Genomic DNA, 14,900 nt, shown 5'->3' with positions numbered 1-14,900 from the left:
CTCAGCCCTCCATCAGGTTGGGCAGGAACAGCACGAGTTCCGGGATGAAGGTGATCAGCATCAGCACGGTCAGCATCGCGCCCAGCATCAGGCCCAGCGGACGCAGCGAGTCGCTGACGTTTATCCCGGCAATGCGACAGGCGGCCATCAGATCGATCCCCAATGGCGGCGTGTTGGCGCCGATGGCCAGATTGACGGTCAGCAGCACCCCGAAGTGCACCGGGCTGATGCCGTATTGCGCCAACAACGGCATCACGATGGGCGTCACGATGATGATGATCGCCACGCTTTCCATGAAGGAGCCCAGCACCAGCAGCACGGCGGTCAGCAGCAGCAGGACGCTGATGCGGCTGTCGGTGAATTCACCGATCAGCTGGGCGATGGCCTGCGGCACCTGCTCGTAGGTCAGGCCCCAGGCGAACATGCCGGCCGCCCCGATGATCAGCAGGATGGCGCCGGTGGTCTCGGCGGTCGCGCGGACGCTGTCCAGGAAGCCGCGCCAGGTGAGGCTGCGATAGACACAGGTGCCGATGATGATGGCGTAGAGAATCGCGGAGGCGGCGGCTTCGGTGGGCGTGAAGACCCCGAAGCGGATACCGCCGATGATCATCACCGGCACCATCAGGGCCGGCATGGCGCTGAGCAGGGCACGGCGACGCTCGCCGGGCACACGGGCCGCGACACCACCCGACCAGCCATGCTTGCGTGACAGGTAGAGGGCGACGCCGACCAGCGCGACGGTCAGCATCAGTCCGGGGGTGATGCCGCCCATGAACAGCTGGCCCACCGAGGTATTGGAGGTGGTGCCGTAGACGATCATCACGATGCTGGGCGGAATCACGGTGCCGATGGAGCTGGCGGTACCGACCAGCGCACTGCTGAAGCCCTTGTCATAGCCGTTGCGGGCCATGGTGGGCAGCAGCATGCTGCCGATGGCGATCACGTCCGCCACGCCGGAGCCGGACAGCGCGCCGAACATCATGCAGGCGAGAACCGCGACCACCGCCAGGCCGCCGCGGATGTCACCGACCATCGCCATGCACAGGCGTACCAGGCGTTCGGTCAGACCGGCGCGGTTCATCAACTGGGCGGCGAGCACGAACAGCGGGATCGCCAGCAGGGTGAAGCTTTCCATTCCGGCCACGAACTGCTGCGCCGAGACCATCATGGGCGCGGCACCAAAGGCCAGCAGGTAGAAGAGGGCCGACATCAACAGCGCGAAGGCGATGGGGATGTCGATGAGGATGCCGAGCGCGAAGACGCCGAGCAGAGCCAGGGCGCCGAGTGTCATGGGGCATCTCCTTGGCGAGATGAAGCGTTGTCAGACGCAGTGGTATCCGTCTCGTGAACCTCGGCTGCGATGGCCGAAGGGCTCAACAGATGCTCAAGCTGGATCAGGGCCATTGCGGTGCAGCACAGCGGCACGGACAGATAGACGATACCGGCCGGAATCTGCAGCGCGGTGGTGGTCTGGCGCATCGTGATGGCGGTCAGGTCCATGCCTGCCTTGGCCAGCATCAGCAGCATGATCAGGATCATGGCGTCAGTGATGCGGCCGGTGATGCGCTGGATACGCACCGAGTGCACCAGCAGCGGCAGCAGGCCCGCACTCAGGTGAGTGCGGTTGCGGGTGCAGGACACCGCGGCCAGCAGGGTGGTCCATACCAGTACCAGCTGCGGCAACTCTTCTGCCCAGTGCGGCGGCTGACCCATGACCCAGCGCATGAAGACGGTCCAGATCACCAGTGCCGACAGCGCGGCGACTCCGCTGGCAGCCAGGGCCAGACAGCCCCGGCAGCTCCAACGTGAGAGGGTGATCATCAAGGTACGCAAGGCACACAACACGGCCTGCGGCTTGACGGAGGGAGAGGCGGAAGACATCGTCACTCGCCCTTGCGGTATTGCTCGACCAGGCCCATCAGCTCAGGCCCGAAGACGTCGGTGTACTCGGCCCAGACACCCTGCACCTTGGCATTGAAGGGCGCGGTATCGACCTCGTTGACCTGCATGCCGGCCTCCTCCAGCTTGGCCACCAGTTCGGCGTCATCCTTCTGGGTCATCGCGCGCTGCTTGTCACGCCATTCGTCGGCGCTCTTCTGCACTGCCGCCTGATCCTGCTCGGAAAGCTGGTTCCAGGTGAAGTTGGACATGGTCAGACACGCCGGTGCCCAGACGTGACCGGTGAGGGAGACGTAGTCCTGCACTTCGCTGAAGGAAGAGGAATAGATGATGGCCAGCGGGTTTTCCTGGGCATCGAACACGCCCTGCTGCAGCGCGGAGTAGAGCTCACCGAAGGACAGCGGTGCGGGGCTTGAGCCCAGCGCGGTGAAGGTATCCAGACGCATCTTGTCCGGCGTGACGCGAATCTTCAGACCCGCGAGGTCTTCCGGGGTGGTGATGGGGCCACGGTTGTTGGTGACGTGACGGAAGCCGTTCTCCCACCACGACAGGATCTTCATGTTGTGCTCGTCGGCGATGTCCTCGAGCGCATCGCCCAGCTTGCCATCGTAGGCTGCGTAGGCGTGTTCGCGGTCCGGCCAGGAGTAGGGCAGTTCGACGATGCCGAAGCGGGCATCCAGCGGCTGAAAGGAGCCACAGCCGATCACGCCAGCTGGCACACTGCCGATCTGCATGCCTTCGACGACGGTCTTCTCGTTGCCGAGCTGACCACTGGGGAAGACCTGGAAATTGACGCGGCCATCAGTGGCCTCGGCGACATCCTTGGCGAAGCCTTCCGCCGCGATGTTCCAGCTATGGGTGGGCGCCAGCACGTGGCCGAGCTTGATATCCTGGGCCTGAGCGGCGCTCAGCGGCAAGGCGCAGGCCACCGCGATGGCGGTGGTCAGCAGAGCTGGCTTCAACTGGACGGATTTCATCGGGACACCTCTTGGAGTTGTTATCATCGTGACAGGCGCCTCTGTGTGCGCCTTGAGCCAAGAGTGTGTTCTGCTCGTGTATTTCGGTAGTTTCGATTTTTTATTCTTGGTATTAACCAGATTTATGCTGGGTCTGGATGTCCCGCCGATCTGACGGTTCAGCTGCATATATACCGTTATCTTTCTTGTCGTCACTTGCAGGTCTGGCAGACCTGAGAGAAGTGCAGTCATCGGGATACGCAACACAAGGCGCCCGCGAAGAAGCGAGTCTTCGCGGGCGCTGAGATATGACTGAGACTGCCTGGTTGGCGTCTCAATGTCGCCTGACTGTCGTTTAGGAACCGCTCCCGCGTCAGGCCACCGCCTTGTCCAGTGCCTGGCTGACATCGGCGATGATGTCGTCGATATGCTCGATCCCCACCGAGATGCGCACCAGATCCGCCGAGACGCCGGCCTTGGCCAGTTCTTCCTCGTTGAGCTGGCGGTGAGTGGTGGAGGCCGGGTGACAGGCCAGTGACTTGGCATCGCCGATATTGACCAGGCGCAGAATCATCTGCAGCGCATCGATGAACCTGCCGCCGGCGATGCGCCCGGCTTCGGCCTTGTCGTCACCTGTCGCGTCCGTCTTGATGCCGAAACTGATGATGCCGGAGGCCTTGCCGCCGGTGATCTTCTGACAGGTGGCGTGATAGGGGCTGTCCGGCAGGGCACCGTAGTTGACCCAGCTGACGCTCGGGTGCTGTTGAAGGTATTCGGCCAGTGCAAGCGCATTGCTGCAGTGGCGCTCCATGCGCAGGCTGAGGGTTTCCAGGCCCTGCAACAGCAGGAAGGCACTCTGCGGTGACAGTGCCGCGCCGGTATTGCGCAGCGGCACCACGCGGCAACGCCCGATATAGGCAGCCGGGCCGAAGGCTTCGGTGTAGACGACGCCGTGGTAGGAGGGGTCCGGCTCGTTGAGGATCGGGAAGCGGTCCTTGTTGGCGACCCAGTCGAACTTGCCGGAATCGATGATGATGCCACCCACGGTGGTCCCGTGGCCGCCGATGTACTTGGTCAGCGAATGGATCACGATATCGGCGCCGTGATCGAAGGCGCGACACAGCACTGGCGTGGCGACGGTATTGTCGACGATGAGCGGCACGCCATGTTTGTGGGCGATCTCGGCCAGACGCGCGAGATCGACGATGTTGCCGGCAGGGTTGCCGATGGATTCGCAGAAGACGGCGCGGGTCCTGTCGTCGATCAGTGCTTCGAGGCCTTCGAAATCATCGAAGGCTGCCATGCGTACCTCGACCCCCTGACGCGGCAGGCTATGGGCGAAGAGGTTGTAGGTGCCGCCATACAGCTGGCTGGTGCTGACGATGTTGTCGCCGACCTGTACCAGCGCCTGGATGGCATAGGTGATCGCCGCCATGCCGGAGGACACCGCCAGCGCCGCGATACCGCCTTCGACGGCGGCCATGCGTTGCTCCAGCACGTCATTGGTCGGGTTCATGATGCGGGTATAGATGTTGCCCGGCACCTTGAGGTCGAAGAGATCCGCGCCGTGCCGGGTATCATCGAAGGTGTAGGAAGTGGTCTGGTAGATCGGCACCGCTGCGGCCTTGGTGGTGGCTTCCGAGGTATAGCCGTGATGCAGGGCGAGGGATTCCAGCTTCATGTTGTCAACCGACATGACAGTGTCCTTGTGCGAGAGCGTGGCGAAGTTCTTGTTCTGTCGTGCGCTTTTCGTTCGTGCTGTTTGCTATCGTGCGGCTGCGATCTGCCGCCAACACCAACAGGGGCGCATACCGCGACGACGCCCAACATTAGCAATGGGTCATCAGGATGTCTAAGCGTTTCCCGGCGCGGGCTGTGGCAGTGTCTTGAGAGCGACAGCTCGGAGATTCCATCATGGTGGGCACAGGAGACATGGATGTGACATCACAAGACATCATATGCCAGCAGAACTGGTTGCAAGGCCCGTATGGTGCGTTGTTCGTGGCCCGGTGGCAGCCTGCTGTCCCGGACAATCACCCAGTGCGTGCGCCCATCATTCTGCTGCATGATTCACTGGGCTGCGTGACGCTGTGGCGAGGCTTTCCTGCAACGCTGGCGGCCAGTAGCGGACGCGAGGTAATCGCCTACGACCGGGCAGGCTTCGGCCGTTCGGAGGCACGCCATCACCCCATGCCGCTGGATTTCATCGAGCAGGAGGCTCGCGGCGACTTGCAGGCCGTGATCGAAGGGCTCGCGCTGGAGCGCTTCATCCTGCTTGGCCACAGTGTCGGCGGGGGCATGGCCATCGCCGGCGCCGCGACACATCATGCGCGTTGTCAGGCTGTCATCACCCTGGCGGCGCAGGCGATGGTCGAGGAGCTGACCCTGAGCGGTATCCGTGAAGCGCAACGCCTGTTTGCCGAGCCCGACCAGCGCGCACGACTTGCCCGATATCACGGCTCCAGGACCGAGTGGGTGCTCAGCGCCTGGATCGATAGTTGGCTGGCCCCCGCTTTCCGTGACTGGTGTCTCGATGCCTCTCTGGCAGCGTTGCGTTGTCCGCTGCTGGTGATCCATGGCGCGCAGGATGAGTACGGAAGTGCTTCCCAGCCGGCGCGCCTGACCGAGAACGCGGGGCGCGGTGCTGAGCTGCATCTTCTCGACGACTGCGGACATGTTCCGCATCGCGAACAGCCAGAGGAAGTGATGACACGACTTGTCCGCTTCCTTGCCGCTTGCGTCTGACATCCAGCGCCTTGCCCCGACCGTCCCCCTTGCATGTCGACTCACCCTACACCGCGCCGTTGTCAATGACAGGCCGCTGACTGGGTGGCACGCCGAACTGGCGACGAAAGGCGGTGGCGAAATTGGCGGCGCTGCGATACCCCGCCATTTCGGCCGCGGCCTCCACCGTCACATTGCGGTCCTGAAGCAGGTGAGCGGCACGGACCAACTGTCGTCGTCTCAGGTCCTGCGTCATGGTCTGGCCGTAGGCGTCGCGATAGCGGCGCTGCAACTGGCGCACGCTCATGCCCAGACGAGCGGCGATCTCCGCCTGACTTTGATAGGCGACTTCCCCGTTGTGGATCCAGTCTTCCAGCGTTTCCTTCCAGTCTGCCGTCTCCCGGGGAGGATGCCTTTCCCCGGCTCCCGTCTGGGCGGGTCCGGCCGCCAGGCATTCACTGATCATCTCCAGCGCCAGCGATTCGATTCCCAGACGCTGTGCCGGGGAGGTGGGACGCTGTCGGCTGAAGGTGTCCAGTCGTTCCAGCAGACGAGGGGACGGCCACCAGTGGAAATGCGCCAGATGGCGCATGTGGGACATCACCTCACTGGCACGTGAGACGTTCAGGTGCCATTTCAGCCAGGCCGGCGTCAGTGTCAGGATGGCGCTGTGTTCGTGGGCTCCCTTGGGACTGTTCAGTCGGAATTCAGTGGGCTCGTCCAGGGCGATGCACAGTGCACGCCCCGGCTTCAGCGCATGGCAGCGTGGCCCGAAACTGACCTCTGGCTCTCCACGCCACACCACCGCGATCTTCAGCGATGGCTCGATTCGGGAGCGAATCATCAGATCCGCTCGCTTGCGCACGCGGTTGAGGCGCATGAACAGTCCCGGCTGCGCTTCCTGTAGATGCATGTTGCCGATCAAGGCGCCGTCAGCGGACTGGCCCTCGGCAGGTTGGCATTGGTGGTCGCTGGTCAGCGCGCGCGCCATGCGATGCACGTGATCGAGCTCGATGATCCGGTGGCGTGCGCTTGCCGAGGTGTGAGAACTGGCGAGGCCGGGAGGGGGGGTAAGGCTCATCTTGTCGCACCTGCAAACATCAGGGAGGGTTCCGCAAAGGTTTTTGTCGTTCTGGAGTGCCAAAATGCCCCGTCAGCACATCAAATGCAAATAATTATCATTAGTGGCGATGATCCAGGACACGACAGGCAAGGGGACACGATGAAGAAGGTGAATGCACGAGGACGCGGTCTGTGCGGGGCAGGCACGCGTCGTCTGATGATCGGGGCAGGTGTGGTGCTGGTCAGTCTGCCGGCACAGGCGGAAGATGCGACGATGGTGCTGGATACCCAGCGGGTGACGGGGCTGCGTCTGTATGACATGGCGTCCAGTGAGCAGAGCGGCGGCTACAGTGTTGATGCTGCCACGGTGGGCTCGAAGGTACCGGCCTCGCTGCGCGACATTCCGCAGTCGGTGAGCGTGGTGACCCATGACGCCATCGAGGACCAGAACTTCATCACGCTGGATCAGCTGGCGGCACGTACGCCGGGTGTGCGGGTGCTGAACAATGACAGCGGTCGTTCCTCGATCTTCGCGCGTGGCTATGAATACGATGCCTACAGCATCGATGGGCTGTCCGCACCGATGTCGAGTCTGACGGGCTCGGTGCCTTCCCTGACTGCCATCGACCGGGTCGAGGTGATGCGTGGGCCGTCCGGCCTGTTCAACAGCACCAGTGAGCTGGGCGGTGTGATCAATCTGGTGCGCAAGCGCCCGACCGATACCTTCCAGGGCTCCATCAGCGGCAGTGTCGGGACGCTGGAAGACCGAAGCGTCAGTGTCGATATCTCCGGACCCATCGATGAGCAGGGCCGTATCCGCGGCCGCCTGGTGACCCGCTCCACCGAGCAGGCGCAATGGGTGGATGACAACGACAACACCCTGAATGATTTCTATGGCGCGCTGGATATCGATCTGGATGAGAATACCGAGCTGTCACTGGGGGTGATCCACAACACCAAGGACATCACCGTCAATCAGGGTCAGCCGGTGGATGGAGACAACAACTTCACCTATGGCCGCCGTTCGGCATTCTACGGCGCGGACTGGAACAGCTTCGAGAGTGATTCCACCGATGTGATCGCCGAGCTGACCCATCGCTTCAGCTCACGCGGCTATGGCCGGCTGGCGGCGCGTTACAGTGACCGCAATGCGGATTATGAATACGCCTACAGCGGCTCGGCACTGAGCGATACCGGCGACTTGAGCAGTGTCGCGGGTTATGCCGGTTTCACCGATGAGACCTCGGTGAGCGTGGATGCCAGCTATACCCAGGGCTTCGATGCCTTCGGCAACCAGAACGAATTCGTGGTCGGGGTCGATTACAAGACATCGGAATCGGACACCACCGCAGCGCGCACCAGCAACCTGACCGGCTCTGGCGCCAGCATCAGCGAGCTGAACAACCTCGCCTATGTCGACATACTCGGCAATGCCCGTGATGGCGTGAGCGGTTACAGCCTGTCGCGCACCGAGACCACCCTGGAAGAGCAGAGCCTTTACGGCAAGGTGACACTGCGTCCCGTGGCACCGCTGGCAGTGATAGTGGGTGCGCGCGTCAGCCAGTTCTCGGCCGAGACCGAAGACAAGCTCAACGGCGGCAGCAGCGACATGCAGGACACCGCGTTCACGCCCTATGGCGGACTCGTGTATGACCTGGATGCCGACCACTCTATCTACGCCAGCTATTCCAAGGTCTTCGAGCCGCAGACCAGTGAAGACGAAGATGGCAATCTGATCGACCCGCGCGAAGGCGAGCAATACGAGATCGGGATCAAGGGCAGCTATCTGGATGGTGCGCTGAATGCACGCATCAGCGGCTTCCAGCTGACCGACAGCCACCGCGCGGCATCCTCGACCGACGGAAGCGTCAGTTACTCGGTGGATTCCGGCAAGATGCGCATCACCGGCGCCGAGCTTGAACTGGCCGGCAACATCACGCCGCAGTGGGATGTCATCTTCGGCTACACCTACATGGACTCCGAGGTTCTGGAAGCCGGCAGCTCCGATGCGTTGCTGATGCTGATGCCCAACAACATGGTCAATCTGTGGACCCAGTATCGCTTCGAGGGCAACCTGCTGGATGGCGTGTCCGTCGGTGCCGGCATGACGGCGCTGAGCGATTTCGACAGCACCCAGGGCACCATCCATGCGCCGGGCTATGCCGTGTTCGATGCCATGCTGGGCTATCAGTTCACGCCCAGACTCAGTGGCCAGCTCAACGTCTACAACCTCTTCGATCGTGAATATTACGTGCGCGCCGGTTCGGCCAGTGTCTTCAACTTCGTGGGACGCCCGGCCAGTGCCGTCGCGACCATGAAGTACGAGTTCTGATGATGCGTCTCGGATTGCGAGCACGCGTGAGGCTATTCGTCCGGCGACAGGCCTGGGGCCTCATCATGCTGACCACCGGTACCGTCTGCTTGCCGGGCTTTGCCATGGCTCACACCGCTGATGATGCTCTGCCAGGCACCACGACCTCTTTCACCCAGCATTCGCGTCTCACGGGGCACGATTATCTGATCCAGGTGGCGCTGCCGCAGGCCGCGCCGCCTCAAGGAGGTTATCCGGTACTGCTGGTGCTGGATGGCAATCGCTACCTGGACCTTTTCACGGCGGCTCGGGACGTGCTGGGTCGCCGTGGCTTTGACAAGGCGCCGTCAGATCTCGCCATCGTCGCGGTCGGCTATGCGGGCACTGACGAGCAGGAAGAGGTGGCGCGGGGTACCGTCACGACGCTGCGCTACAAGGACTTCACGCCACCGCTCACCAGCGGCACGGCCCCTGAGGGGACGGGCGGTGGTGAAGATTTTCTCGCCTATCTGACCCAGGCTCTGCCGTCTGAACTGGCCTCACGCTATCCGCTCGATCTCGAGCGACCTGCGCTGGTCGGTCACTCGCTTGGTGGCCTGTTCGCACTCCATGCCCAGCAGAAGGTGCCCGAGGCCTTCGGCGCCATCTTCGCGATCAGTCCTTCGCTGTGGTGGCTGCAGGAAAATGACCAGGCCAACTGGCCGCTGCGTCTTGCCTGTACCGAGGCGGCGGGTCCGGTATTGATTGCCGCTGGCGGACGCGAGCAATCGCCGCAGCCACAGCGCAATGACCCGAAGCGGGACAGACTGCGTGTCCAGCGCGCGATGATCGACAACGCCCATGCCTATGCCCGCCAGCTGGGCGAGCGCTGCCCGCAGATCGAGGTGCAATGGCGGCGTTATGCAGGCGAAGATCATGGCAGCGTGATGTGGCCCGCCGCGCGCTCGGTGATGGAAATGTTGTTGGAGGCACGCTGATCAGGCTTGCCTGCGTGAGAGCGTGCATGTGAAAGGAAGCAGTCAGGCAGTAACAAGACGACGGCGGCATCAGCATGGGACATGTAGCGTCCTGACTGATGCCGCCGTCGTCTTGTTTCAGCGCCGCTTGTTCAGAGCGGTTCGTGTCATAGCCTCTCGTGTCAGAGCGATGCTTACATCACCGCACGCACCGCGAGGAACAGCACCGTCGGGGCGAGCAGAATGCCCAGGCCGGTGTAGAAGGTGGCCGTCATCGCGCCGTAGGGCACCAGACGGGCGTCGGTGGCGGCGAGACCGGCCGCGACGCCGCTGGTGGTGCCGATCAGGCCGCCGAAGATCATCGCGGAGCGGGGGTTGTCGAGCCCGATCAGGCGCGCCGTCATCGGCGTGGCCACCATGGTCAGGATTGATTTCACCAGCCCGGCGGCAATCGACAGCGCGACCACTTCGGAGCTGGCCCCGAGCGTTGCCCCGGTGACCGGGCCGACGATATAGGTGACTGCGCCCGCGCCGATAGTAGTGATATCGACAGGATCGGTATAGCCGAAGGCGATGGCGACACCACCACCGGCGACGAAGGAGATCAGCACGCCGACGAACAGCGCCACGACACCCCGAAAGCCGGTCTGACGGATTTCGCGCAGGTTGACCCCGTAGGCGGTGGCGATGATCGCGAGATCGCGCAGCATGCCGCCACCCATCAGGCCAAGCCCCGAGAACAGCGTGACATCCGAGAGCCCCTTGCTGCCGCCGGTGGTCGCACCGCCCACATAGGCGAGCACCAGGCCGAGGATGATGGCGATGGCGGAGCCGTGCAGCTTGCCGTGGGTCAGATTGTTGCTGATCCAGTAGGCGACATACATCGCCAGGCCGATCACGGCGAAGGCAGCGACCAGATGATACTTGTCGAACAGTTGGACGAGTGAATCGATCATGGTTCAGCCCTCAGAGTTTGTGCGCAGGCGTGGAGGAAGCGTGGCGGTTGCGGTCCAGCACCGGGGCACCCGTCGTCACTGAGGTTCTGGTCGGCGTGTAGCGGGTCTCGCCGGCCAGCGGGTCATCTTCCAGCGCATTCTCGGGGCGCTTGCCGGTCAGCAGCGGCACGAGGGCCAGCCCCAGCACCACGGCCAGCACGCCCGCGACCAGCGCGACCATGCCACCACTGAAGGCCGCGACCACGTTCTGGCTGGCGGCCATCGCGACCACGATGGGGATGTACATCGCGTTCCAGAAATTGATGCCGCTGGCGGTGCTGTCGGCCATCTTGCCGCGGTCCTTCAGCACGCCGGTGATGAAGATGAGCAGCAGCATGGCGATGCCGACACCGCCGAGATTGGAATCGATATTGAGCATTTCTCCGAGCAGGTCCCCGATCACGAGACCGGCCATCATGCACCCTGCGAGCAGGGCAACTCCGTAGATCACCATGGCGTAATACCTTCTTGTTGTTGTGGTTAAGTGGTGGTGAATCAGTGTGGCGTCTTGTCGTCTATCCGACTTGTCTCTTTATCCAGGTTGGCTGGCCTGGCGTTGAGTGTCTTGTGTCTGACTATTGCGCGTCCTTTGTCTGTCCTTGGCTGGGCTTGAGGGTGAGTGAGTCCACCGGCATGACGTAATGGCGTCACGCCATGCCGATGGCACGAATGTATCGAGTATCAGGCCTGTCAGGGGTGGCTCAGCCGTGTGAACGGGCCGGCTCAGGGGCGAACAGCTCCGCATACTCCTCGCGCAGCTGTTTCTTCTGCACCTTGCCCATCACGTTGCGTGGCAGGCTGTCGATGAAGAATACGCGCTTGGGCTGCTTGTAGCGGGCCAGCGTGTCGCTGAGGGCGGCGAGCACCGCTGCTTCATCGAGACTGCCCTGGTGGCCGGCCTGCATGACCACCACTGCACAGACACCTTCGCCGAAGTCTGGATGCGGTACGCCGAACACCGCCGATTCGTTGACGCCGGGCATGTCATCGATCAGCAGCTCCACCTCCTTCGGGTAGATGTTGTAGCCGCCGGAGATGATCAGGTCCTTGTCGCGACCGCTGATGCACAGATAGCCATCGGCATCGATATGGCCGAGATCGCCGGTGATGAAGAAGCCATCCTCGCGGAATTCGCTGGCGGTCTTTTCCGGCATCTTCCAGTAGCCCTTGAAGACATTGGCACCGCGCACCTCGATCAGGCCTGTCTCGCCACGCGGCAGGATGGCACCTGTCTCGCGGTCGGTGATGCGGACTTCGCTGCCGGGCAGCGCCATGCCCACCGTGCCCGGACGGCGTTCGCCATCGTAGGGGTTGGAGGTGTTCATGTTGGTCTCGGTCATGCCGTAGCGTTCGAGAATCGCGTGGCCGGTGCGTGCGCTGAATTCGCTGTGGGTCTCGCTGAGCAGCGGTGCGGAACCGGAGACGAACAGACGCATGCCGGCGGTCGTCTCGCGATTGAGGCGCTCGGACTCCAGCAGGCGGGTGTAGAAGGTTGGCACGCCCATCAGCACGCTGGCGCGCGGCATCAGGTCCAGAATCTGCTCGGCATCGAACTTCGGCAGGAAGGTCATCGAGGCGCCCACCGTCAGCACGATGTTGCAGGCTACGAACAGGCCGTGGGTGTGGAAGATGGGCAGGGCATGGATCAGATGGTCATCGGCAGTGAAGCGCCAGGTCTCGGCCAGCGCCTGGCAGTTGGAGGCCAGATTGGCGTGGGTCAGCATAGCGCCCTTGCTGCGCCCGGTGGTGCCGGAGGTATAGAGGATGGCGGCGAGATCATCGGCGGCGCGCGGCTCGATTTCACTGCTTGCGCTGCACTGGCGCGCTTGCTCCATCAGACTGCCGTCCTGCTCGGTGCCCAGACTCTCAACACGCGGCACACCACATTCCTTGCCCAGTGCGCGCGCCGTCTCCAGCACCCTGGGCTGGCAGACATACAGGTGCGGACCGGCGTCGCCCAGGAAGTAGCGGATTTCCTCGCCGGTATAGGCGGTATTCAGCGGCAGATAGACCGCACCGACCTGCAGGCAGGCCAGATACAGGATGACCGTCTCGCAGCTCTTGTCGATCTGCACCGCGACGCGGTCGCCCGGTGCCACGCCCAGCTCGCGCAGGGCAGTGGCCATCTGGCCGGCGGCGGTGCGTGCCTCGGCGAAGGTGTAGCCGTGGCCTTCGACGGTGTCGAGGAGGGTGGCATCCGGGCGCTCATCGAAGTTGCGCGCGAATTGCAGATAGAGGTTGTCGTTGTCGGCGTGAGGCATCGTTGGCTCCAATGGCGTTGTTGTTGTAGTGAGGCGTGCTCCGGCAGGCGGCGTGCCTGACGGGCGAATCATTTTTCGAGCGGCTCATTCTTCCAAAGACTCAGGCGCTGGCTTGCTGTCATTGGCATCAGCAGCCGACTTCGGCGCGGGCGGCTGCTCGTCTGTTTTGGGTGGCAAGGAATCGCTTTCCTTTCTGGCTTCGCGCTTCGGCGCCCTGGCCAGCTCCTTGTTGGCTTTCGACTCCTTCTTGACCTCGCTGCTGCACACCACGCTGTCGTTGCGGCTGAAGGCCTCGTGGTTCTGCTCGATGCGGTGCGGCTCGTAGAGGTAATTCACCATCAGGCCGTGGGCTTGCTGGCGGCCATTGGGCGAGGTATCGCCGGGCCAGTTGAGGCGATGCAGGCTGGCACCGTTGCCGAGGTGGAAGCGGGCGACCGGGTCCATCGGCTGGCCGCTGCGGTGCTTGACGTTGACCAGATAGTGGGCGGCGAGGGCGCGCAGTTCCGGCGCCATCTTCTGCTGGGCCTCCTCGTCATTCATCCAGTCATCGTGCTCAAGGTGATGGGCCAGCAGGTCGGAGACTTCCAGGCCTTCGTCATCACGTGCACGGGCCAGCCACGGACTGAAGCCTGGCACCGGCGAGAGAGTGACGAAGCGGCTGAGGTTGGGCAGTTCGCGTTGCAGCTCCTGCACCACCTGCTTGATCAGGAAATTGCCGAACGAGATGCCTTTCAGGCCCTTCTGGCAATTGCTGATGCTGTAGAAGACGGCGGTGTCCGCCTCGCGTTCGGTGGTCTGGCCGCTGTTGGCGAGCAGATGCTGGATGTTGTTGGGCACGCCCTTGCACAGCGCCACTTCAACGAAGATCAGCGGCTCGTCGCCGATGGCCGGGTGGAAGAAGGCGTAGCAGCGGCGGTCCTCGGGATCGAGACGGCCGCGCAGGTCGCTCCAGTCCTGTATGGCATGCACTGCCTCGTAGCGGATGATCTTCTCCAGTACCGCGGCGGGGGTGTTCCAGTCGATGGCCTCCAGCATCAGGAAGCCACGATTGAACCAGGAGGCAAACAGATGCGCGAAGTCGGCATCCAGCGGCTTGAGCTCCGGGTGCTGCTTGATGAGCTTGAGCAGGTCGGCGCGCATGCGCACGATTTCATAGGTGCCGCCGGGGCACAGGTTCAGACGGCGCAGCAGCGATTGGCGCCTGGGTTCGCTGGCGTCGAACAGTGCACTGAGATTGGCGTTGTCCGGGGAGTCGCGATAGGCGGCGTAGGCGGCGTGAATGCGGCCTTCATCGGCGGCGTAGTGCTCGGCCAGCACGCGGAAGAAGGCGAGGCGCTGTTCGTGGTCCAGCTGCTGATAATCCTCCAGCGCACGCTGGGCCATCATGATGCGTGAGGCTTCACCGCTGCTCTCGGTGAGGTTGTGGCAGCTCTCGGTCAGGCGGGCGAGGGCAGTGTCTTCATTGCCGGCGCCGGGCGAGAGGCCGACCTGCTGGCGGGCACGCTGGCCGACGTGGGTCAGCAGGTCCTGCAGAAAACTCAGATTTATGTTCATAGCGGTCTTCCTCAAGGCGCGAGACGCGAAGCTGTGGTGGCTGATTCCTGTCCATTGCTCAGTATGGCGTCTGAGACTTGAATATTTGGCTTCGTCTTGTTGTATACAACAGATAGGCGTCTGATGTGTTAGCGTCAAGTCTTGGCATGCCAGACACGACTAAAGTCAGTTTCCTGTGCGGC

12 protein-coding genes are annotated in these 14,900 nt (G+C 63.0%); 3 read left to right on the top strand and 9 right to left on the bottom strand.

The genetic code is table 11. From position 1 onward, the window contains the following. Position 1 precedes the first annotated feature (1 nt). The 4 genes from AC5WNI_RS09225 to AC5WNI_RS09210 all read right to left on the bottom strand — a co-directional run bounded on the left by AC5WNI_RS09225 (position 2) and on the right by AC5WNI_RS09210 (position 4,536). On the bottom strand, positions 2-1,291 hold the full coding sequence (locus tag AC5WNI_RS09225) for a TRAP transporter large permease (protein ID WP_175090142.1): 1,290 nt from the start codon (positions 1,289-1,291) through the stop codon (positions 2-4). Further along, a complete protein-coding gene (locus tag AC5WNI_RS09220; RefSeq protein WP_254627136.1) occupies positions 1,288-1,881 on the bottom strand; it encodes a TRAP transporter small permease in 594 nt (197 codons plus the stop codon). The genes AC5WNI_RS09225 and AC5WNI_RS09220 overlap by 4 nt, the downstream gene beginning before the upstream one ends. A 2-nt stretch (positions 1,882-1,883) precedes the next feature. Then, the gene (locus AC5WNI_RS09215) at positions 1,884-2,876 is read right to left on the bottom strand and encodes a TRAP transporter substrate-binding protein (RefSeq protein WP_175090143.1); all 993 of its coding nucleotides are present in this window, start codon (positions 2,874-2,876) and stop codon (positions 1,884-1,886) included. A gap of 352 nt (positions 2,877-3,228) precedes the next feature. Next, positions 3,229-4,536 carry an O-acetylhomoserine aminocarboxypropyltransferase/cysteine synthase family protein gene (locus tag AC5WNI_RS09210; protein WP_175090161.1) on the bottom strand — a complete coding sequence of 436 codons (1,308 nt, stop codon included), beginning with the start codon at positions 4,534-4,536 and terminating at the stop codon, positions 3,229-3,231. Between the two features lie 359 nt (positions 4,537-4,895). On the opposite strand from AC5WNI_RS09210, the gene AC5WNI_RS09205 reads away from it, so the two are divergent. Further along, positions 4,896-5,600: an alpha/beta fold hydrolase gene (locus tag AC5WNI_RS09205; RefSeq protein ID WP_217485894.1), complete on the top strand. Its 705-nt coding sequence runs from the start codon at positions 4,896-4,898 to the stop codon at positions 5,598-5,600. Positions 5,601-5,646: 46 nt separating this feature from the next. On the opposite strand, the gene AC5WNI_RS09200 is transcribed toward AC5WNI_RS09205, so the two are convergent. Then, entirely contained in the window at positions 5,647-6,660 is a 1,014-nt protein-coding gene (locus tag AC5WNI_RS09200; RefSeq protein ID WP_175090145.1) for a helix-turn-helix transcriptional regulator, read from the bottom strand. 141 nt (positions 6,661-6,801) lie between these two features. Here AC5WNI_RS09200 and AC5WNI_RS09195 point away from each other — a divergent pair, with 141 nt between their 5' ends. Both AC5WNI_RS09195 and AC5WNI_RS09190 read left to right on the top strand, forming a co-directional pair. After that, entirely contained in the window at positions 6,802-8,973 is a 2,172-nt protein-coding gene (locus tag AC5WNI_RS09195) for a TonB-dependent siderophore receptor (protein ID WP_175090146.1), read from the top strand. Between the two features lie 65 nt (positions 8,974-9,038). Beyond that, on the top strand, positions 9,039-9,929 hold the full coding sequence (locus AC5WNI_RS09190; protein WP_175090147.1) for an alpha/beta hydrolase: 891 nt from the start codon (positions 9,039-9,041) through the stop codon (positions 9,927-9,929). A gap of 173 nt (positions 9,930-10,102) precedes the next feature. On the opposite strand, the gene madM is transcribed toward AC5WNI_RS09190, so the two are convergent. The 4 genes from madM to AC5WNI_RS09170 all read right to left on the bottom strand — a co-directional run bounded on the left by madM (position 10,103) and on the right by AC5WNI_RS09170 (position 14,712). Beyond that, the gene (madM, locus tag AC5WNI_RS09185) at positions 10,103-10,864 is read right to left on the bottom strand and encodes a malonate transporter subunit MadM (RefSeq protein ID WP_175090148.1); all 762 of its coding nucleotides are present in this window, start codon (positions 10,862-10,864) and stop codon (positions 10,103-10,105) included. Between the two features lie 10 nt (positions 10,865-10,874). Further along, positions 10,875-11,357 carry a malonate transporter subunit MadL gene (gene madL, locus AC5WNI_RS09180; RefSeq protein WP_175090149.1) on the bottom strand — a complete coding sequence of 161 codons (483 nt, stop codon included), beginning with the start codon at positions 11,355-11,357 and terminating at the stop codon, positions 10,875-10,877. A gap of 247 nt (positions 11,358-11,604) precedes the next feature. After that, on the bottom strand, positions 11,605-13,164 hold the full coding sequence (locus AC5WNI_RS09175) for a malonate--CoA ligase (RefSeq protein ID WP_175090150.1): 1,560 nt from the start codon (positions 13,162-13,164) through the stop codon (positions 11,605-11,607). A gap of 84 nt (positions 13,165-13,248) precedes the next feature. After that, positions 13,249-14,712, bottom strand: a complete 1,464-nt coding sequence (locus AC5WNI_RS09170; RefSeq protein WP_495929185.1) for a malonyl-CoA decarboxylase — start codon at positions 14,710-14,712, stop codon at positions 13,249-13,251. Positions 14,713-14,900 lie beyond the last annotated feature (188 nt).

The sequence above is a fragment of the Cobetia sp. PDI-12MA genome (assembly GCF_059507695.1).
Note: the sequence above shows the minus strand (reverse complement) of the source record. Positions and strands in the feature narration are given on the sequence as shown.

Bases quoted from the DNA above. Each gene is read 5' to 3' on its own strand.
- AC5WNI_RS09215 (WP_175090143.1), bottom strand. From the start codon at position 2,876: ATGAAATCCGTCCAGTTGAAGCCAGCTCTGCTGACCACCGCCATCGCG.
- madL (WP_175090149.1), bottom strand. From the start codon at position 11,357: ATGGTGATCTACGGAGTTGCCCTGCTCGCAGGGTGCATGATGGCCGGT.
- madM (WP_175090148.1), bottom strand. From the start codon at position 10,864: ATGATCGATTCACTCGTCCAACTGTTCGACAAGTATCATCTGGTCGCT.
- AC5WNI_RS09175 (WP_175090150.1), bottom strand. From the start codon at position 13,164: ATGCCTCACGCCGACAACGACAACCTCTATCTGCAATTCGCGCGCAAC.
- AC5WNI_RS09210 (WP_175090161.1), bottom strand. From the start codon at position 4,536: ATGAAGCTGGAATCCCTCGCCCTGCATCACGGCTATACCTCGGAAGCC.
- AC5WNI_RS09200 (WP_175090145.1), bottom strand. From the start codon at position 6,660: ATGAGCCTTACCCCCCCTCCCGGCCTCGCCAGTTCTCACACCTCGGCA.
- AC5WNI_RS09220 (WP_254627136.1), bottom strand. From the start codon at position 1,881: ATGTCTTCCGCCTCTCCCTCCGTCAAGCCGCAGGCCGTGTTGTGTGCC.
- AC5WNI_RS09195 (WP_175090146.1), top strand. From the start codon at position 6,802: ATGAAGAAGGTGAATGCACGAGGACGCGGTCTGTGCGGGGCAGGCACG.
- AC5WNI_RS09225 (WP_175090142.1), bottom strand. From the start codon at position 1,291: ATGACACTCGGCGCCCTGGCTCTGCTCGGCGTCTTCGCGCTCGGCATC.
- AC5WNI_RS09190 (WP_175090147.1), top strand. From the start codon at position 9,039: ATGCTGACCACCGGTACCGTCTGCTTGCCGGGCTTTGCCATGGCTCAC.